At 61.1% G+C, this 19,871-nt stretch carries 14 protein-coding genes, 2 tRNA genes and 1 riboswitch; of the genes, 10 read left to right on the top strand and 6 right to left on the bottom strand.

The annotated features are described in order from the left end of the window. Positions 1–124: 124 nt before the first annotated feature. Complete coding sequence (locus tag RCAS_RS20065) at positions 125–976, top strand: BtpA/SgcQ family protein (RefSeq protein ID WP_012122327.1); 852 nt, start codon at positions 125–127, stop codon at positions 974–976. A gap of 50 nt (positions 977–1,026) precedes the next feature. Then, positions 1,027–1,755 carry an SDR family oxidoreductase gene (locus tag RCAS_RS20070; protein WP_012122328.1) on the top strand — a complete coding sequence of 243 codons (729 nt, stop codon included), beginning with the start codon at positions 1,027–1,029 and terminating at the stop codon, positions 1,753–1,755. A 154-nt stretch (positions 1,756–1,909) separates the two neighbouring features. Here RCAS_RS20070 and moaC read toward each other — a convergent pair whose 3' ends face one another. Both moaC and RCAS_RS20080 read right to left on the bottom strand, forming a co-directional pair. Next, a complete protein-coding gene (moaC, locus tag RCAS_RS20075; RefSeq protein ID WP_012122329.1) occupies positions 1,910–2,386 on the bottom strand; it encodes a cyclic pyranopterin monophosphate synthase MoaC in 477 nt (158 codons plus the stop codon). 48 nt (positions 2,387–2,434) lie between these two features. Next, positions 2,435–2,510 (bottom strand) — tRNA-Gly (locus RCAS_RS20080). A 263-nt stretch (positions 2,511–2,773) separates the two neighbouring features. Here RCAS_RS20080 and RCAS_RS20085 point away from each other — a divergent pair. The 5 genes from RCAS_RS20085 (at position 2,774) to RCAS_RS20105 (ending at position 11,294) form a co-directional block, all read left to right on the top strand. Further along, positions 2,774–4,936, top strand: coding sequence for a methylmalonyl-CoA mutase family protein (locus RCAS_RS20085; RefSeq protein ID WP_012122330.1), 2,163 nt, complete (start codon positions 2,774–2,776; stop codon positions 4,934–4,936). Next, complete coding sequence (gene scpA, locus RCAS_RS20090; RefSeq protein ID WP_012122331.1) at positions 4,933–7,155, top strand: methylmalonyl-CoA mutase; 2,223 nt, start codon at positions 4,933–4,935, stop codon at positions 7,153–7,155. The genes RCAS_RS20085 and scpA overlap by 4 nt, the downstream gene beginning before the upstream one ends. Continuing rightward, complete coding sequence (meaB, locus tag RCAS_RS20095) at positions 7,152–8,294, top strand: methylmalonyl Co-A mutase-associated GTPase MeaB (protein WP_012122332.1); 1,143 nt, start codon at positions 7,152–7,154, stop codon at positions 8,292–8,294. The genes scpA and meaB overlap by 4 nt, the downstream gene beginning before the upstream one ends. A 681-nt stretch (positions 8,295–8,975) precedes the next feature. Further along, positions 8,976–9,728 (top strand): metal-dependent transcriptional regulator, encoded by a 753-nt coding sequence (locus RCAS_RS20100; protein WP_012122333.1) that lies wholly within the window; start codon positions 8,976–8,978, stop codon positions 9,726–9,728. A 54-nt stretch (positions 9,729–9,782) separates the two neighbouring features. Then, positions 9,783–11,294: a TM0106 family RecB-like putative nuclease gene (locus RCAS_RS20105; protein ID WP_269634026.1), complete on the top strand. Its 1,512-nt coding sequence runs from the start codon at positions 9,783–9,785 to the stop codon at positions 11,292–11,294. On the opposite strand, the gene RCAS_RS24285 is transcribed toward RCAS_RS20105, so the two are convergent. From RCAS_RS24285 to RCAS_RS20120, 3 genes are all read right to left on the bottom strand, one after another. Then, positions 11,227–11,694 carry a hypothetical protein gene (locus tag RCAS_RS24285; protein ID WP_012122335.1) on the bottom strand — a complete coding sequence of 156 codons (468 nt, stop codon included), beginning with the start codon at positions 11,692–11,694 and terminating at the stop codon, positions 11,227–11,229. The genes RCAS_RS20105 and RCAS_RS24285 overlap by 68 nt on opposite strands. A gap of 3 nt (positions 11,695–11,697) precedes the next feature. Further along, positions 11,698–12,051: a DUF983 domain-containing protein gene (locus tag RCAS_RS20115; protein WP_012122336.1), complete on the bottom strand. Its 354-nt coding sequence runs from the start codon at positions 12,049–12,051 to the stop codon at positions 11,698–11,700. Between the two features lie 102 nt (positions 12,052–12,153). Further along, a tRNA-Val gene (locus tag RCAS_RS20120) sits at positions 12,154–12,230 on the bottom strand. A 341-nt stretch (positions 12,231–12,571) separates the two neighbouring features. Then, positions 12,572–12,703, top strand: a riboswitch (SAM riboswitch). 106 nt (positions 12,704–12,809) lie between these two features. Between RCAS_RS20120 and RCAS_RS20130 the strand changes: the two genes are divergently transcribed. From RCAS_RS20130 to RCAS_RS20140, 3 genes are all read left to right on the top strand, one after another. Beyond that, a complete protein-coding gene (locus tag RCAS_RS20130; RefSeq protein ID WP_012122337.1) occupies positions 12,810–16,436 on the top strand; it encodes a methionine synthase in 3,627 nt (1,208 codons plus the stop codon). 89 nt (positions 16,437–16,525) lie between these two features. Continuing rightward, entirely contained in the window at positions 16,526–17,701 is a 1,176-nt protein-coding gene (locus tag RCAS_RS20135) for a class II aldolase/adducin family protein (protein WP_012122338.1), read from the top strand. A gap of 115 nt (positions 17,702–17,816) precedes the next feature. Beyond that, entirely contained in the window at positions 17,817–18,527 is a 711-nt protein-coding gene (locus RCAS_RS20140) for an SDR family oxidoreductase (protein ID WP_012122339.1), read from the top strand. Between the two features lie 294 nt (positions 18,528–18,821). On the opposite strand, the gene RCAS_RS20145 is transcribed toward RCAS_RS20140, so the two are convergent. After that, the gene (locus RCAS_RS20145; protein ID WP_232280076.1) at positions 18,822–19,700 is read right to left on the bottom strand and encodes a B-box zinc finger protein; all 879 of its coding nucleotides are present in this window, start codon (positions 19,698–19,700) and stop codon (positions 18,822–18,824) included. Positions 19,701–19,871 lie beyond the last annotated feature (171 nt).

Consider the following 19,871-nt stretch of genomic DNA (forward strand, 5'->3'; position numbering starts at 1 on the left):
GACAACATCACGTGTCAGACATCAGGGCAGCCAGACTATCCCTCTGCACGGTTGACATCGCTTCGCCTGCCTGCTATCATTCCAGCGTTCGTAAAAAACCCTTTACCAATGACCGGCATTCCCGATGACTCCTCCCTGGAAACAGCGTCTCGACGCGCTGCGGATCGGCGATCTCAGCGACATCTTTCGTACACCAAAGCCGATCATCGGCATGGTCCATCTCTGGCCCCTGCCGGGTGCGCCGGGATACACCGGCTACGGGATGCAGGGGATCATCGACCGAGCGCTCGACGATGCCTACGCACTCGCCGACGGCGGCGTCGATGGCGTGATCGTCGAGAACATGTGGGACATCCCGTTCCGCGCCGGTCTGCACGTGCAACCAGAGAGCATCGCCGCTCATGCTGTCGCAGCGCACGCTGTTCATCGGGCCATCGACCTGCCGCTTGGGATCAACCTGGTGCACAACGGCGGGGTTGCACTGCTGGGGATTGCATTGGCGGCAGGCGCTAGATTCATTCGGGTCTGCATGTTCACCGGCGCAGGAGTGTGGGACGCGGGCGCCTGGGACGAAGGGTGCGCCGCCGACCTGATGCGCCGGCGCAAAGAACTGCACGCCGAACATATCAAAATCTTCGCCGATGTCGATAAGAAACATTCGGTGCGCTTCCCTGGAATCGATCTGGCGACCCATATCGAATGGACGCGTTTCTTCGGTGCAGATGCCTTGATTGTCTCTGGACGAATGACCGGCAATGCACCCGATCTGGAGAAGGTGCAGCAGGCGAAGGCATTGTGCGGTGATCGTCCGCTCCTGATCGGGAGCGGCGCCGATGAACGGAACATTGCCGCTTTTATGGCGGCAGCAGATGGCGTGATCGTCGGGTCGAGCATCAAACAGGACGGTCGGATCGAAAATCCGGTGGAGGTTGAACGGGTGCGGCGTTTTGTCGCAGCAGCTCGCTCACGTATGTGAATTCTATTCGTTTCCGTTCTGGAGAGTACTATTCGACAGCGGGGAGCGCAATGAGTCTTCACGGCAAGGCGGCGCTGGTCACCGGCGGGGCGCGGCGATTGGGACGGGCGATCGCATTGGCGCTCGGTCGCGCTGGCATGCGCGTCGCTATTCACTACCATGCGTCAGCATCGGCGGCTGAGGAGGTCCTGGCGGAATTGCGCGCAACCGGCGCCTCCTGCATCGCCATCCCTGGCGATCTGAGCCGTACTGCCGATTGCGAGCGCGTGGTCGACGAAGTGCTGGCACAATGGGGCGGACTCGATCTGCTGGTCAATAATGCAGGCATCTGGGGACCAACGCCGGTCGGGAGCGTCTCCGAAGCGCGCTGGGATGAGTTGCTGAACACCAACCTGCGCAGTATGTTCTTCATCGCGCAGCGCGCCGCCGATGCGCTACGCGCAGCGAGCGGTTCCATCGTCAACATCGCCGATGTTGGCGTCGAGCGGCCCTGGCGCAACCATACGCCCTATCTGGTCAGCAAAGGCGGCGTTGTCGCACTGACCAGGGCGCTGGCGAAAGACCTGGCGCCTGAAGTGCGGGTCAACGCAATCGCGCCCGGTCCAGTGCTCCTCCCCGACGACTGGAGCGCCGAACAGGCTGCACAGGTCGCACGCACAACGCTACTGCGGCGCGTTGGCAGCCCCGACGACATTGCCGGCGCAGTGCTCTATCTCGCACAAGCCGGGTATGTGACCGGCGTTACGCTGCCGGTAGATGGGGGACACCTGCTCCACTGACAGGGTAAGCAGCGCAACAGCGCACAGGACAAACGCCTCCATGCCATCTATGCACCTGCTTGTCTCTGTGCGCCATACGCGCCTATTCGCACGGTCGGTGGACCCGTCGTGGGGATCGGGATTGTCGATGCTTGTCTCTGTGCGTCATACGCGCCTATTCGCACACGATCTCGCCGCTACGCCCACCGCTTTTGCGCACTAGACGAATGGCGCCGATCTGCATCGTGCGGTCGATGGCTTTGCACATATCGTAGACCGTTAGTGCCGCCACACTGACGGCGGTGAGCGCCTCCATTTCGACGCCGGTTTTGCCGACGGTGCGCACCGTCGCTTCGATCTGCACCGTCGAGGTGGCCGCATCGAGGCGCACATCCACTGCCACATGCGTCAGCAGCAGCGGATGGCAGAGCGGGATCAGGTCAGGAGCGCGTTTGGCAGCCATGATGCCGGCGATTCGCGCTGTGGCGAGTGCATCGCCTTTGGGCATATCGCCAGCCGCCAGGCGCTGCAACGTTTCGGGGCGCATATGGACTTCGCCACGCACCACTGCCTCGCGGAGCGTCTCGTCCTTCGCGCCGACATCGACCATGCGCGCTTTGCCGGTTTCGTCGAGGTGGGTCAGATCACTCATGGTTCAGACGTGCAGAAATGGGAAATGCCGCTCGAACGAGCGGCATTATGGAGCGGGAGACGGGATTCGAACCCGCGACCTATACCTTGGCAAGGTATCGCTCTACCAGCTGAGCCACTCCCGCATCAACGCTGACGATTATAGCATATGGGATGGAAAATTGCAAACGAATCGGCAGCCCGTGACTTCCCACTGCGGTTGTCAGACTGTAACATACGTGGAGGAACTGAGATTTTTACACACACGCTCCTTCCATGGCTTTAAGAAAACCTGATTACCGAAAGATCGTCATCCATTATGTCAGAAGAGTAACCAAACGCGCATTTTTACTGATATACTACTCTTATCCTGTGTGCGTTCATAAGACTGCCGGCGAGGAGCACTGCTATGAGCGATGAGGTGCAGACTACCATGGCTGGCGATGCAGCAGTACAACCGCTGTTCGATATGTTCCCCCCCGCCACCTACGACGAATGGCGCGCAGCGGCGGAAAAGACGCTCAAGGGCGCGCCGTTCGAGAAGCGACTGATCACCCGCACCTACGAGCAGATCAGCCTTCAGCCGATCTACAATGCCGAAGATATTGCATCTTTACCGCACATCACCTCGCTCCCCGGCTTTGCGCCATTCGTGCGCAGCACGCGGACGCTGGGCTACGTCATTGGGCGCTGGGAGGTGTGTCAGGAATTGCCCTACCCCACGCCGCGTGAAGTCAATCAGGCGGCGCATGATGACCTGCCGCGCGGGTTGACGGCAATCAATGTGCCGCTCGACCGGGCGACACTTCATGGTCTCGATCCCGATGCTGCACCGGTGGAATGGATCGGCGCTGGCGGCATGTCGCTTGCCAGTGTCGAGGATGCCGCGACGCTGTGTGATGGCATGGCGCTCGACCGCACGCCGTTGCTCGTTGCTGCCGGCGCCGATGCGCTGCCGGTTGCGACGCTGATCCTCGCCGCTGCGGAACGGTACGGTATTGCGCACGATCAGGTGCAGGGGTGCATTGGCGCCGATCCGCTTGGCGCGCTGGCGATGTTTGGGACGTTGCCGCTGTTGCTGGAGCGTTGCTACGATGCAATGGCGCGCTGGACGGCATGGGCGCAAACCCACGCGCCACGCCTGCGGACGATTATGGTAGCGACTCATGGGTACCACAATGGCGGCGCGACGGTGGTGCAGGACCTGGCGTGCGCGCTGGCGACCGGGGTGGCGTATCTGCGCGCGATGCAGGAGCGCGGGCTTGATATCGATGGTGTTGCGCCGCGGATGCAGTTTGCCTTCTCGATCGGGTCACAGTTCTTTATGGAAATTGCCCGCCTGCGCGCAGCACGCATGCTGTGGGCGCGCGTCGTGGCGGCATTCGGCGGCAATGACGAGTCGCAAAAGATGCGCATTCACGGGCGCACATCTGCCTGGACGAAGGCGCGGTTTGATGCCTACAACAATATGCTGCGCGCCACCGGCGAGGCGATGGCAGGCGTGATGGGCGGCGTTGATAGCCTGCACGTCAGCCATTTCGACGAGGCGCTGGGACTGCCTGACGAGTTTTCCCGTCGGATTGCGCGCAATGTGCAGATTATTCTCCAAGAGGAGTGCAATTTCATTCGCTTGATCGACCCACCCGGCGGTTCCTGGGCGATTGAGTCGCTGACCGATCAGGTGGCGCAGAAGGCGTGGGCACTGTTCCAGGAGATCGAGCGCCGGGGCGGTATGGCTGATGCGCTGGCTGCCGGGTTTCCACAATCTGCAATTGCGGCAACGCGCAACGAGCGTTTCTCTGCCATCGCACAGCGCCGCGAGGTGATCATCGGCGTGAACATGTACCCCAACCTGAAGGAAAAGCCGCTGACGGTGCGACCGGTAGACCACGCCGCCGTGCAGGCGGAACGCGCCGCTGATGTGCGACGTGTGCGTCAGATGCGCGACTCGCAGGCGTGCCAGGATGCGCTCGATGCGCTGGTGAGTGCGCCGCAGGATCGCCTGGTGGAACTGGCGCTGGCGGCAGCGCGCACAGGCGCAACCCTCGGCGATCTCGCAGCGGCGCTGGCATCAGGCGACACCACCGGTCCAACCATCGAGTCGATCCCTGCACATCGTGCAGCGGAACAGTTCGAAACGTTGCGCATGGCAGCGGATGCGTATGCTGCGCGCACTGGCGCGCGCCCGAAGGTCTTCCTTGCCAATATGGGACCGATTCCGCAGCACAAGGCGCGCGCCGATTTTTCAACCGGCTTCTTCGAGGCAGGCGGCTTCGAGGTGATTGGCAACGATGGCTTCACCACAGTCGAAGAGGCAGCGCAGGCGGCGCTGGCGTCGGGAGCGGGCATTGTCACGATCTGTTCGACCGACGACACCTACCCGGAGATTGTGCCGCCGCTGACAAACCTGATAAAATCGAATCGTCCAGATATGACTGTGGTGCTGGCAGGGTATCCTGCCGATCAGGTCGAAGCCCATCGGGCGGCCGGGGTCGATGAGTTTATTCATCTTCGAGCGAACTGTTACGAGACCCTGGTGCGGTTGCAGCAGTTGAAAGGAGTTGTCGCGTGAAAACCCCGGATTTTACGACGCTTCCCTATCGTGATGGCGCCGCCGCTCCGACGCTGGCGCAGTGGCGCGAGCGCGCCGAACGCGAGGCGGGCAAACCGCTCGATGCACTGGTCTGGCGCACGATGGAGCAGATTGATGTGCGCCCTCTGTATACCGCCGACGATATTGCCGGGCTGGAACACCTGCGCTTCACTGCCGGCATCCCACCATATTTGCGTGGTCCCTACCCTACCATGTATGTGACTCAACCCTGGACGATCCGCCAGTACGCCGGCTTTTCGACCGCTGAGGCGAGCAATGCGTTCTACCGGCGCAATCTGGCAGCCGGGCAGAAGGGTCTGTCGGTCGCCTTCGACCTGGCCACGCACCGCGGCTACGACTCCGATCACCCGCGGGTGGTCGGCGATGTAGGCAAGGCGGGTGTCGCAATCGACTCGGTGCTCGACATGAAGATTCTGTTCGATGGCATCCCGCTCGATCAGATGTCGGTGTCGATGACGATGAACGGTGCCGTCATTCCGGTGATGGCGTTCTACATCGTCGCCGCCGAAGAGCAGGGGGTGCGCCAGGAGCAACTGACCGGCACGATTCAGAACGACATCCTCAAGGAATACATGGTGCGCAATACCTACATCTATCCGCCTGAACCGTCAATGCGCATCATTGCCGATATTTTCGCCTACACGGCAAAGCACATGCCGAAGTTCAACAGCATCAGCATTTCCGGCTACCATATGCAAGAGGCGGGCGCAACCGCCGACCTGGAATTGGGGTACACGCTGGCAGACGGGCTGGAGTATGTGCGCGCCGGGTTGAAAGCCGGGTTATCTATCGATGCCTTCGCACCGCGCATTTCGTTCTTCTGGGCGATCGGCATGAATTACTTCATGGAGATTGCCAAGATGCGCGCCGCGCGCCTGCTGTGGGCGAAGATTATCAAGCAGTTCGACCCCAAAGATGTTCGCTCGATGGCGCTGCGCACACACTGTCAGACGTCGGGCTGGAGCCTGACCGAGCAGGACCCGTTCAACAATGTGGCGCGCACCTGTATCGAGGCAATGGCTGCCGCACTGGGGCATACGCAGTCGCTCCATACGAATTCGCTCGACGAAGCGATTGCGCTGCCGACCGATTTCTCGGCGCGGATTGCGCGCAATACGCAACTCTATCTCCAGGAAGAGACCGGCATCTGCAAGATCGTCGATCCGTGGGGCGGCGCGTACTACCTCGAGTGGCTGACCGATGCGCTGGCGCGGCGCGCCTGGGCGCACATCCAGGAAGTCGAGGAACTAGGTGGCATGGCGAAAGCCATCGAAGCCGGGGTGCCGAAACTGCGTATCGAGGAAGCGGCGGCGCGGCGTCAGGCGCATATCGACTCCGGGCGCGAGACGATCGTCGGGGTCAATAAGTATCGCCTGCCCTACGAAGCGCCGATTGAAATCCTGGAAGTGGACAACACGGCGGTGCGCCAGGCGCAGATCGAGCGGTTGAAGAAACTGCGCGCCGAACGCGATGAGGCGCGCACGCAGGCGGCGCTCGATGCGCTGACCCGCGTGGCAGCCACCGGCGAAGGCAACCTGTTGGAAGCGGCGGTTGAAGCAGCGCGAGCGCGCGCGACGCTGGGAGAGATTTCAATGGCAATGGAAAAGGTCTTTGGGCGCTATAAAGCGACTATCCGCGCAGTGTCGGGGGTGTACGGCAGCGAGTTCAGCGATGTCGAGCAGATCCATCATGTGCGCGCGCTGGCGGATGCATTCGCTGCGCGCGAAGGGCGCCGTCCGCGTATTCTGGTGGCTAAAATCGGGCAGGACGGGCACGACCGCGGCGCCAAGGTGGTGGCGACGGCGTTCGCCGACCTCGGCTTCGATGTGGATATCGGTTCACTGTTCCAGACGCCGGACGAGGTGGCGCGGCAGGCGGTCGAAAACGATGTCCATGTGGTTGGCATCAGTTCGCTGGCAGCCGGGCACAAGACGCTGCTGCCGCAACTGGTCGAAGAACTGCGCAAACTGGGACGCGACGACATTCTGGTGGTGATCGGCGGTGTTATTCCGGCGCAGGATTACGAGTTCCTGCGTGAGCACGGTGCAGCCATGATCTTCGGTCCCGGTACGATCATTCCCGTGGCGGCGGAGAAATTGCTCCTGGAGTTGCAGCGACGATTGCACGGTGATGGCGTCGAGACCGGTCCGACAGTTCAAACACGGGACGCAGCATGAGTAACGGGCAACACTCTGCTTCCTCAGAAGCGATGCCGTTTGGTCTTTCGGTGGTGGAAGGGGTGACCGGCGGGCACGACGGGTTGCCGGGTCAGCAGGTGCATGCGCTGGCAGCGCCGCCGTCCCCCCGCCGTCGCTTGCTGACGCTCGATGAGTATGTGGCTGGCGTGCGCGGCGGCGACCGGTCGATCCTGGCGCGCGCCATTACGCTGATCGAGAGCAACGCTCCGGCGCATATGGCGCTGGCGCAGGAAGTGTTGCGCGCGCTGCTGCCGTATACCGGCGGTGCGCTGCGCGTCGGCATCACCGGAGTGCCTGGCGTTGGCAAGAGCACGTTCATCGAGGCGCTCGGCATGATGCTCTGCGAACGCGGGCATCGCGTGGCAGTGCTGGCGGTCGATCCGTCCAGCAGCATCTCGCGCGGTAGCATCCTTGGCGACAAAACGCGCATGGAGCGTCTGTCGCGCCACCCCAATGCCTACATTCGTCCATCGCCAACGGGCGGCAGCCTCGGCGGTGTGGCGCGCAAAAGCCGGGAAACACTTCTCCTTTGCGAAGCCGCCGGGTTCGATATTGTGCTGGTCGAGACGGTTGGCGTCGGTCAGAGCGAAATCGCAGTGCGTGGGATGGTTGATTTCTTCCTGCTCCTGATGCTGGCAGGCGCCGGCGACGAATTGCAGGGCATCAAGAAGGGGATCATCGAACTGGCAGATGCGCTCCTGATCACGAAAGCCGACGGCGATAACCGCGCGCGCGCGTTGGCAGCGCAGGCAGAGTACACCCATGCGCTGCGCTACCTGACACCTGCCACGGAAGGGTGGCGTCCGCGCGCCTACATCTGCTCGGCGCAAACCGGCGAGGGGATCGCGGAGATTTGGCGCGAAATCGAACGCTTCCGCGACGAAACGACGGCATCGGGCGTGTTTGCGGCACGGCGCCGTGATCAGGCGCGCGATTGGGTCTACACCCTGATCGAGGATCATCTGCGCACGCGCTTCTTTGGGCATCCGGTCGTGCAGGGACAACTGCCTGCCATCGAACAGGCGGTTGTCGAAGGAACGTTGCCGGTGACGACGGCGGTGCAGACGCTGATCCAGGCGTTCGAAAGCGCGCTCCAGGGAGAAGGAACCGGCTCATAAAGGTCATTCCTTCAGTCGTGCAATAAGTTCTGGCAGATCCTCATCATCACAGGGGGACGGCGACGCAGCGCCAGAATCCAGAACCAGTGCTCGACGTCATAGACTGCATAGATGATGCGCCGGCGCTCAATGCGAAGACGACGGTTCTCCACACCCTCGCGGAGATTTCAGTGTGTATCACTGCACTTTCAGGCGGACGCGGTGAGGCTGCGAGGTCGGAAACAATCCGCCGTATTCGCCGGCGCATACAGGCAGATCGCGACAAGCCGCGTGAACTTCCGGCTCGATGAAGAGATCGCACGCATATCCAGTCCTGCGCGACATCCTCCCATCGTAGCGCCCCGGAAGTAGCAGGTCGGGCCGAGATCCGCTCCCTGAGCCTCCGGATCAGCGCCCGATCTTCCGCCTCTTCGAGCGCACTGAGAATCTGACGCCAAAGATCCGGCGTCAGGACAACCGCAGTCAGCCTACCGTTCTGGTCGAGCATGGACGTTGCGGGTAATGTCATCAACGGTCATTGCATCAACCTTACCGCTCAACGGACCAATCAGCACGGCGGCATTGGAGCTCCAGGTCGACGCAAAGGTGCACAGCAGGCATCGGGCACAGTTGACAACCCTCGCTCGCCGTCGTATGCTACCCACAGATGTATGGCATGCCCAAACACGGCAGGAGGGATGCGTGAGTGAAAGCGTCGAAATGTACCTGGTGATGACCGCGCTCCTGCGCAGTGCGCCAGATCAACCGGTTCCGCTGTCGTTGCTGGCGAGCAAACTCGGCGTATCACAGGTTTCCGCCAACGAAATGTGCCATCGTTTGGAGGAGCGCGGATTGCTCTCGTACCAACCGTACAAGGGCGTTACCCTCACGCCGGACGGCGAGGAGTGGGCACAGCGCATTCTCTCGCGCCGTCGTCTCTGGGTCATCTTCCTTGTCGAAAATCTGGGCATCGATCCAGAGGAAGCCGATACACTGGCGTGCCAGCTCGAACACATCACCTCGGAGCGACTGGTTGCGGCGCTCAAAGCCTTCCTGGAACGCGATCCTGAAGCACGTTCATCCATCAACCGCACCCCTCAACCACTCACCGCCTGCACCGCCGGAATGCGCGGCGTGGTGGCCACCATCGACGTTGAGCCGGCAGCGGCAGCGTTTCTGGCGCAGCAGGGAGTTGTGCCCGGCGCCGACGTCGGAGTGCTGGCGGTCGGCATCGATGGCGCTGTGCTGCTTCAGGTGGACGACTACCAGGTGGCGCTGGCGTCTGCGCTTGCCGGTCGCATCACGCTCGCTGCTGGATCGGCGGCGCACACGGCACGGCAGGCTGCATGGCGGCGGTGCAGCGCTTTCTGGTCGTGTGTGCGTGGTGAAGCGCCTCCGTGCCCAATCGAGAGCGTCGCCGATGAGTCGGAAGTTGCAGCCCTTGCCAGGAGATAACCGACGAACGAGCGCCCACGGTGCACCAATCTCCCACTGCTCGACGCCGCCGACCTGGCATGGGTGATGCGGTGTGAGCGGCGTGTCTGGCTCGACGGGCGCAGCGCTCAACCGCCGCAGACTGCCCCCACTGCCGATGCCCGGGCACGCATGACGCTGCGTGCCAACCACAAATGCCACATCCTCGCTGCAATTGAAGGAGTCGAAGATTTCTCAGAACTTCCATGGAACGAACGGGTGACCCAGACACGCCTCGCAATGCAACGCGGCGCAGCAATGATAAGCGGCGCCGCGCTCGAAGCGCCAATCGGCGGTCGCCTGCTACATGGCGCTCCCGACCTTCTGCAACGCCAGACTACTGCCGCATCAGGCGCATGGATCTACGAGCCGATTGCCATTGTGCTGCATACCCGACCCACCCGCTGGGAACGGCTCTTGCTCGACTCGTGGCGCTGGCTCGTCCGGCAAACGCAGGGATGGGATCATGACCCGCCGGGTGAACTGTGGCTCGGCGCGAACGGCTATAGACCAGTATGTATCAAACGCCAGACCGCATCGCTCGCTGCGTTCACTGCACAGATACGGCGCGCCATTGCGATTGCCGCCGGGGAAGCCCCACCGATCTGGTTCGATAGCGACCATTGCCCGTTTTGTCCATGGCGCACCTCGTGTGATGCCGCAGCGCATGACACCCACGACATCGCCCTGATCCCCAGACTGAGTCGGCGGCAAGGGAGCGCCCTACGGCGGCTTGGCATCCATCGCATCGATCAGGTCATAACGCTCGATCCTGCAACCATGACGACACTGCCGGACCACTCGTCCGCAACGGAGGCACGTCTCCGACGCCAGGCGCAGGCATTGCTGACCGATCAACCATTACCGGTCAGCGCCGCCATTCCGTCTCTGCCGCAAGTCCGGCTCTTTCTTGACATCGAGAGCGATCCGCAGACGCGCGAGCCGTGGGCATTCGGGCTTGCCGGCGCACCCGGCGACCGCTTCGTGATTGTCGTGGAACCCCTCGTGGCAGGCAGCGACGTTCGGCTCAACGGCATCCCTGTCATTGGGGTGCACAGTGCGCATGAGGGTTGGCAGCGCGTGCTCCACGCCGTGCGCGCGACAGGAGGTGCGCTGGCACACTGGGGAGAAGCCGAGCGCCTGATGCTCGAGCAGAGTGCGGATCCGCACACATACCAGGAACTCATCCCCCTCATGATCGATGCACAACGCGAACTGTACAAGCGCGTCGTACTTCCGACACCCCGCCAGAGCGACCAGCGCGGCGGCGGATTAAAAGCCGCTGCGCGCTGGCTGGGGTGGAGGTGGTCCCCAGGCGCCGATCACTGGACGCTGGCATGGGAGGCATACCGGCAGTGGCGGGCACAACCATCGCCAGCCAATGTTTTCGATAGACTGACGCCGGCAATCGTCTATCTGGCAACCGATGTCGAGGCGCTGGCGGCAGTCTGGCGCTGGCTCGACGCTTTTGTGGCATCGATCAATGCAACCAGCGCGCCTCAAGACGGGCATGCAGATCGAGATACCGCAACCAACCGCGAATGCTGAGCGGACCCAACTGATTGTGTTGCACGCGCGTGGACTCGGTGCGTGGATCGGCAGCGCAGCGCCGCGCGATATTCACCGTTTCGTCGCGTGTGTTAAGGAACACATCGATCAGGTCGGGGAAACGCAAATCCACCGGCGGTTCATACTCGTCCATCTCATCATTAATGAACGGCTCGCCGAGCGCCACACGCATCCGGCGCTGCCCCCAGCGTTCAAGACCGATAATGTGCCGGAGTTGCCGGCAATTGGCGGGGGTATCGGCGATAGCGGTCATGCGCGCCTTGAGTTTCGCCCCAGACGCGGCAAGCGTCTCTGCCCACTCCGTCGTGGAGCGACTCGTCGCTGGACGTTCTACTGCCAGACGCACGATGACATCGCGCAGAATCTCGTGAAGTGACATGGATCAATCTTCCCGTATCGAGCCGGTCAAATACAGAATGCCCGCCCACAGAGCGCGCGCGTAGCGGTAGAACCAGAGGGCGAAGAGGACCGAAACAAGCGTCAATGCCACGATCAGGGTCCAGACCGGCATATCGGTAAAAAACGCGAGCGCCGCGCCGCTGACCGCCACCGATGAGGTGGCGACCGTATTGATCGCCATCCCGCCGCTGAATTCACCCGCACCACGCTCAAAGACGATACCGCACACCGGGCAGCGCACATTCATGGTGAAACGCGAACGAAACATGCGCCCGCGCTGGCATGCCGGGCAGGTGAGGAGCAGACTGAAGAACAAGACACGGAACACGCGCTGCATGGCGGTGACGGGTGAGGGTTAAGATATTCTTTATGATCCCTAAACAAAACGAGAATTGGAACTGAGACAGACTGCTCAATTCACAATTCTCGTCCTGCGGGATGGTGGGCGATACTGGACTCGAACCAGTGACCTCCACGATGTCAACGTGGCGCTCTAACCAACTGAGCTAACCGCCCTTCTGCGAAGTATATGGTAGCACTCCAGACGGGGGATGTCAAGCGATGGACGAATGACTTCACTGCGCAAAGCGGTAACCACGAAACCACGAAGGTCACCAAGGGACACGAAGGACATGCGCTGCATGTTCATTCCCCTTCGTGCGCTTCGGGTCCCTGGTGTTTACTTCACGGCACAAAGCAACCACGAAGGTCACCAAGAGACACGAAGGACATGCGCTGCATGTTCATTCCCCTTCGTGCGCTTCGAGTCCTTGGTGGTTCAGCCGGTGTGCAGTGGACTTATGAATCAATTGACATTGACGCACTTTTCTTCGCTATGCTATACTACCACATAAAGATGCTCATCCAGAGGAGTGGAGGGACCGGCCCGACGAAGCTCCGCCAACCCGTGGCCGCAGGTCGTGCAATCGCCGCACCGGCGCTCCGGCTAGAGGGTGGCAATTCCGGCAGCGCAGGCTGGAAGATGAGCGGTGATGAGGCATCCGGAACCTCACGCGCGCGCGTGGGGTTCTTTGTTAATCCGGTGAGCGTCATTGCTCATCGCATTCCTGCTATCAGTTCTTACGAGGTGTTTCCTTGAAGAAGCCAACGTACCTCGAAGCCCTGTGCGAGCGCGTTCTGATCTACGACGGCGCTATGGGCACCAGCATCGACACATTCCACCTGACAGCCGCAGACTACGGCGGCGAACAGACATTTGGCGCGCGCGATTATCTGGTCATTACACGCCCCGACGTGATCGAACAGATCCATGCGTCGTTCCTGGAAGCAGGTGCAGATGTGCTCGAAACCTGCACCTTCCAGTCAACCCGCCCGCGCCTTGAGGAATGGGGACTGGCCGATCAGACGCACGCCATCAATGTCGCGGCTGCGCGCCTGGCGCGGCGCGTCGCCGATGCGTTCGAGGCGCGCGATGGACGGCCGCGCTACGTGGCAGGTTCGATGGGTCCCACCGGGAAACTGCCGTCATCCGATGATCCGGCGCTCTCCGATGTAACATTCGATCAGTTGTCCGACATCTTCTACGAGCAGGCGACCGCGCTGATCGAAGGCGGCGTCGATGTGTTGCTGGTCGAGACGAGTGTCGATATTCTCGAGGTGAAGGCGGCGCTCGACGGCATTCGCCGCGCAAAGGCGGACCTCAACCGTCCTGATGTCGCCGTGCAGGCGCAGGTGTTCCTTGATCTCTCCGGCAAGATGCTCCTTGGCACCGAAGTGCCCGCGATCATCGCCACCCTCGAAGCGATGCCGGTCGATGTGATCGGGCTGAACTGTTCGACCGGTCCTGAGCATATGCGTGAGGCGATCCGGTACATGACCCGCCACTCGCGCAAGCCAATCTCCTGCATTCCCAACGCCGGTCTGCCGATCGAGGTCAACGGTGAAACGGTCTATCCAATGGAACCAGAACCGTTTGCGCGCATTTTGGGTGAGTATGTCCACGAGTATGGCGTGGCAGTCGTTGGCGGGTGCTGCGGCACGCGACCGGCGCACATTCGCCGCCTGCGTGAAGTGGTTGGCTTCGTGCCGCCGAAAGTCCGTGATATTGAATACATTCCGAGCGTCTCATCAGGGGTGCGCGCAGCGGCGCTGCGGCAGGAAGGCACGCTGACGATCATCGGTGAACGAGTCAATACCCTCGGTTCGCGCAAGGTCAAACGCCTGCTGTTGAACGAGGACTACGACGGCGTGCTCGAAGTGGCGCGCGAACAGGTCGATTCGGGCGCGCACCTGCTCGATGTATGCGTGGCAATGACCGAGCGTTCTGATGAGCGCGAGATGATGGTCAAACTGGTTAAAAAACTGACCATGAACGTCGAGTTGCCGCTGGTGATCGATACCACCGAAGCCGATGTGCTCGAAGCGGCGCTGGCGATCTATCCCGGTCGCGCGGTGGTCAATTCGGTGTCGCTCGAAGGGGGGCGCGGCGATAAGATCGACCGCACGATGCCGTTGGTGGCGCGCTATGGCGCGGCAACCATCGCCATGACAATCGATGAAGAGGGCATGGCGCATACCGCCGAACGCAAACTGGCGATTGCACAGCGCATCGCGCAGATCGCGCAGGACGAGTATGGCGTGCCAAACGAAGCGCTGATCTTCGATGTGCTGACGTTCCCGATCACCACCGGTCAAGCGGAACTGCGCCGCGCTGCCATCGAAACAATCGAGGGCATTCGCCTGGTGAAACAGCACATTCCCGGATGTTTCACAACCCTCGGCGTCAGCAATCTGAGTTTTGGCGTTGCACCGCACGCGCGCGCAACGCTCAACTCGGTGTTCCTCAAGCACGCTGTCGATGCCGGTCTCGATACCGCGATCATCAACCCGGCGCATGTGACGCCATACGCCGAGATCCCGCCGGAACACATCAAAGTCTGTGAGGACTTGATCTTCGACCGCGACGATCAGGCGCTGGCGCGCTTCATTCAGTTCTTCGAGGAGCACGCGGCAGACGCAAAAACCGAACGCGCCGATCCAACCGAGGGCATGACAGCGGCGCAGCGTATCCACTGGAAGATCGTCCATCGGAAGAAGGAAGGCATCGAAGCGGATATCGATCAGGTGATCGCTGAGCGAATCGGTGACATGGAGGCGCGTGCAGGCAATGGAGTGAGCAATCCCGATCGACGCTCGCACGAGTCGCTCGTTGCGTCACCTTTCCGCAACGCTGCTGCCGTTGATGTGTTGAACACCGTCCTGCTGCCGGCGATGAAGGAAGTCGGCGATCTGTTCGGCGCCGGGCAACTGATCCTGCCTTTCGTGTTGCAGAGCGCCGAGGTGATGAAACGCGCCGTCGCGCACCTGGAACAGTACCTGGAAAAACTTGAAGGTGTCACCAAGGGCAAAATTGTGCTGGCGACGGTCTATGGCGATGTCCACGACATTGGCAAAAACCTGGTGCATACCATTCTTGCCAACAACGGGTATACCGTCTACGACCTCGGCAAGCAGGTGCCGATCAATACCATCATCGAGAAGGCCGTCGAGGTCAATGCCGATGCCATCGGGTTGTCGGCGCTGCTGGTGAGCACCTCAAAGCAGATGCCCCTCTGCGTTCAGGAACTCTACCGACGCGGGCTGAAGTTCCCGGTGCTGGTGGGCGGTGCGGCGATCAACAAACAGTACGGGCAGCGCATTTTGTTCGTCGATGATAACACCCCCTACGAACCAGGCGTCTTCTACTGCAAGGACGCATTTGAGGGATTGGAGACGGTCGATGCGCTGGCAGACCCGACAACCCGTGCGGCATTTGTCGAGCGCACAAAGGCGGAGGCAGCCGAGGCGCTCGGCAAGAAGCAGCGTGGCCGCGTCGCGCTGGCGGAACTCGGTCGTGCAACGCTAAGCGACGCTGCAAAGGTTCGCTCGGCGGTGCGCACCGATGTGCCTGTTCCCACGCCGCCGTTCTGGGGTGCAAAGGTCGTGCGGCGCATCAAACTGGCGGATGTGGTCGAGTGCCTCGACCGCAATGCACTCTATCGCCTGCAATGGGGCGCAAAGAATGCCAAAGGCGAGGAGTGGGAGCGCCTGAAGGCGGAGTTCGACGCAAAAGTGCGCGATCTGGTGCGCGAGGCGGAACGCGATGGCTGGCTCGAGCCGCAGGTAGTGTACGGCTACTACCCATGCCAGAGCGACGGGCATGAGGTGATCGTGTACGACCCGCCTTCAACCCTGAACGGCGCGCAGCCGCGCGAATTGACGCGCTTTGTCTTTCCACGCCAGCCAGAGCGCGAACGTCTCTGTCTTGCCGACTACTTCCGCTCGCGTGAAAGTGGCGAGTATGATGTCGTGGCGCTACAGATCGTCACGATGGGGCGCAAAGTCGATGATCTGACCGAGACGCTGCAACATGCCGGCGACTACGCGCGCGCTTATTTCATCCACGGTTTGGGCGTGTCGCTGGCAGAGGCGCTTGCTGAGTATACGAACCGTCTCATCCGCCAGCAGTTAGGGCTGAAAGGAACACAGGGCAAACGTTACTCATGGGGCTACCCCGCCTGCCCGGACCTCGAAGAGCACGAGAAACTCTTCCGCGTACTGCCAGCCGATCAGATCGGCGTCTCACTGACCGAAGCCTGGCAACTGGTGCCGGAGCAGAGCACGGCAGCCATTGTCATTCATCACCCGGAAGCGAAATACTTTTCGATCGGATCCGCGCGCGAACGCGCCGAGGAGGATGTTGCCGAGACCTTATCAATTTGACAGGGACGCCTGGTGCGGCTATTCTTGCAGAAGATTTTGGGCAGACGAGCAGGTTGCTCGACACGTTGCAACATTTTCGAGGAACTGCCATGCATCAGGATACCTGGACGCCGCTGATAGGGCCGCGACTCGCCCCGGACGAACATCTGACCTTTACGATTGCCGGAAACGCTCAAAACGCTTTTGCGCCCTGGTTTGCGCAAGGATTGTGCGCGGCATTGGAACGCCACGGACACGCATTCATTTCCGCCGATGCGTCGAGCGACGATGAAACGATTGAATCGCCTCCGGCGCGCCTGGTGTTGAACCTGTGCGACATCGACCGGCCACGGCCAATCCATCGCCGCGGGCAGGGAACATTCGTGGTGACAATCGTCGAAGGCGAAGAGAATCAGCGGGATGTGATGAAGGCGGCTTATCCGCTCATTGTGCGCTCGCTGGCAAATATGGTCATCTACAATACGCGCGTGAATGGCGTACTCGAAAGCCATTTCGTCACTATCGAACAAGGGCACTATACCGTGCGACTCGATGGTGACGAACAGGACTTTTTCGACCAGATCTACCGGCGTATTCAACCGCTGGCGTGCAGCCATCTGGTGATCAACAATAAGTTCACGCCCGACCTGCCGGATTATCTCTGGAACGGCGATGAGGCTACCCGCCAGATCAGTTGGGCGGGCAGGCAACTCGACAGCTTGGGGTTGCTCCCGGCAGCCATTCCAATTCAGGAGTATCTGTCGGAGCGCGAACTGCGCCACGTCAAGCGGCTGTACGGCATTGGCGGTCTCAGTTATGGCAACCTGAGCGCCCGGGCGCCGCACAACCCTGAGTACTTCTGGATGTCGGCATCGGGAGTGGATAAGAGCCGCCTTGACATCGTGGGACGTGATATTCTGCTGGTGACGGGGTATGACCCGGAGAACTTGCAGATTAACTTGAGCGTTCCGCCGCATATCGAACCGCGTCGCGTTTCGGTCGATGCCATCGAGCACTACATGATCTACCGCGAACATCCACAGGTGCACGCAATCATCCACATCCATGCCTGGTGGCGCGACCCTATTCCGTCAACGCAGGTGAACTACCCATGCGGCACCTACGAACTGGCGGCCGAAGTGGCGGAACTGGTGCGTCAGGCGCCCGATCCGTCGCGCGCGGTCATTGGTTTGAAGAATCACGGGTTGACCATCACCGGTCATTCGATCCCGGAAATCTTCGCGCGCATCGAGGGGATGATCGTCCCACAGGTGCCAATGTCGTAACGATCACTCATCACGATTTTCGCGCGCATCGAGGGGGATAATCGTCCCGATGGCGTCCTGATCGCGCATCCCGCAGTTGCAACGCTCACAGAGCGCTAGAAAGCAGCAGAGAATCATGCTGGCAGGGAAGATTGCCATTGTCACCGGCGGTACAGGAGCGCTCGGTGGCGCTGTGGTTCAGGCGCTACTCAACGCCGGCGCGACAGTGTGGGTACCATATGTTGGCACAGACGACCTCGACCGCCTGCGGAAGCGGATCACGCTGCCCACCGACGCCATATTGGACGGCGCGCCGCTCGATCTGACCGACGAAGCGGCAGTGTACCAGGCATATGGTCAGGTTGCAGGCACATATGGCGGCATCGACATTCTGGTGAATATTGCCGGCGGATTCGCTGGCGGCGAACCGGTGCATCGCACTCCCTGGTCGCTCTGGCAGCAGCAACTGGATATCAATCTTAAGACTGCGGTCATTTCCTGTGCGGCAGCCGTGCCACACATGCTGACGCGCGGCGGCGCAATCGTCAATGTCAGCAGCCGCACTGCAACGCAAAACGCCAGAAATGTGGCAGCATACGGCGCCGCCAAACGCGCGGTGCTGCAACTGACCGAGGCGCTTGCCGCCGAGCTGCGCGACTCCAACATTACCGCTAATGCTATTCTGCCTAGCGTGATCGATACGCCCGCCAATCGCGCCGCCGATCCGAACGCCGATCACAGTCGCTGGGTCGCGCCGGAGGCGATTGCGCGCGTTATCCTGTTCCTCGTCGGTCCCGACGCGCGCATCATTAGCGGCGCGGCAATCCCGGTGTATGGCAGGGCATGACGTGAATAGCACACAGATCGGCACGGGTTGATTTGGACACGGATCGCCACGGATACGACGGAACAGCACGGGTTGATTTGGACACGGATCGCCACGGATACGACGGAACAGCACGGATTAAGAACTTATTCATCATCATCCGTGGCAATCTGTTCCATCCGCGTCTATCCGTGTCCTATTCCAGATAGCACACGGATTGGCACAGATACGACGGATTAGCACGGATTAAGAACTTATTCATCATCATCCGTGGCAATCCGTTCCATCCGCGTCTATCCGTGTGCTATTCCAACGCTACCGCAGCCGCGCTACTGCCGTCACAATCAGCAGCGTCACCCACAATCCGATGAGCAATAATTGCAGAAAGGCGCCGTTCAGCAGGGCGATGACACCAAACCCGACAAGCGGCAGTGCGCCGAGTGCCAGGCCAATGACGGTTGACGCCTGCATCGCCTTGCCGCGTTTGCGGGTCAGTTGCTCTACAATACGCGCCGTCAGTGCGCCGGTCAGTGGTCCTGCCATCATTGCCAGAAATAACCCCAGAAACGGCACGCCGCCGAGCACAACGACCAGCACTGAACCGATCAGTGCGGCAAAGAACCCGGTGACGCCGCCGATCAGCATATGCGACAGGTCCGCCTGATAATGCGGTGGACGGCGCGCCTTGCGGCACTCCGGGCACAGTTGCCCGACAGGAGTCATTTGCGCACACGAACCGCAGATCGGACGATTGCACTGCACACAGCGCAAGCCGGTCTCACGGTCGGGGTGAATATAGCAGTAGGCGACTTCAACCGCCGGCGGCTCTGGGGCAGAGAGCAGCGGTGAAGCATCACCGCTCGCCTGCCGTTCCTGACGCCGATGCGACGGCGCAATCTGTAGCCCGTCCGCCAGCAATTTCTCGACATACGCCAGGCTGGCCGTTGCTTCAGCGTTCATCGGGTCGATCGCCAGCGCGCGCCTCAGGTACTCACGCTTCTCGGCAAGGATGGGCGCAACACTGCTCAAACCGATCCAGGCATCGACATTCTCGCTGTCAAGTTCGGTAGCACGGCGAAATCGAGCGCGCGCAGTAAAGGTGTCACCTGCCAGCGCAGCAGCGCGCCCTTCGGTAATCAGTTGCTGCACTTCGGTGGCGGTCGATTCGGTCATGAACTCACCGGTCGCCTGCATAACTTGCTCTTTCTCTATGAATTATACCCGGGAAGTTGCTGTGGCCACTCCGATGCTGGTGTTGAATCCGCCGGAATCCCCGGCTCTCTCCAGACCGTTTATCTTTATGATATCTGTTTTGCCAGAACTGTCGCATTGCTTATAATACGCGCGCTTCAACCGTTGTGATGC

The sequence above is a fragment of the Roseiflexus castenholzii DSM 13941 genome, from assembly GCF_000017805.1.
In the GTDB taxonomy this organism is placed as follows: domain Bacteria; phylum Chloroflexota; class Chloroflexia; order Chloroflexales; family Roseiflexaceae; genus Roseiflexus; species Roseiflexus castenholzii.

Excerpts from the sequence above, each read along its gene's own strand:
- RCAS_RS20115 (WP_012122336.1), bottom strand. The coding sequence starts at position 12,051 with ATGCAGCGCGTGTTCCGTGTCTTGTTCTTCAGTCTGCTCCTCACCTGC.
- RCAS_RS20085 (WP_012122330.1), top strand. The coding sequence starts at position 2,774 with ATGAGCGATGAGGTGCAGACTACCATGGCTGGCGATGCAGCAGTACAA.
- meaB (WP_012122332.1), top strand. The coding sequence starts at position 7,152 with ATGAGTAACGGGCAACACTCTGCTTCCTCAGAAGCGATGCCGTTTGGT.
- moaC (WP_012122329.1), bottom strand. The coding sequence starts at position 2,386 with ATGAGTGATCTGACCCACCTCGACGAAACCGGCAAAGCGCGCATGGTC.
- RCAS_RS24285 (WP_012122335.1), bottom strand. The coding sequence starts at position 11,694 with ATGTCACTTCACGAGATTCTGCGCGATGTCATCGTGCGTCTGGCAGTA.
- RCAS_RS20065 (WP_012122327.1), top strand. The coding sequence starts at position 125 with ATGACTCCTCCCTGGAAACAGCGTCTCGACGCGCTGCGGATCGGCGAT.
- RCAS_RS20070 (WP_012122328.1), top strand. The coding sequence starts at position 1,027 with ATGAGTCTTCACGGCAAGGCGGCGCTGGTCACCGGCGGGGCGCGGCGA.
- RCAS_RS20140 (WP_012122339.1), top strand. The coding sequence starts at position 17,817 with ATGCTGGCAGGGAAGATTGCCATTGTCACCGGCGGTACAGGAGCGCTC.
- RCAS_RS20145 (WP_232280076.1), bottom strand. The coding sequence starts at position 19,700 with ATGCAGGCGACCGGTGAGTTCATGACCGAATCGACCGCCACCGAAGTG.
- RCAS_RS20135 (WP_012122338.1), top strand. The coding sequence starts at position 16,526 with ATGCATCAGGATACCTGGACGCCGCTGATAGGGCCGCGACTCGCCCCG.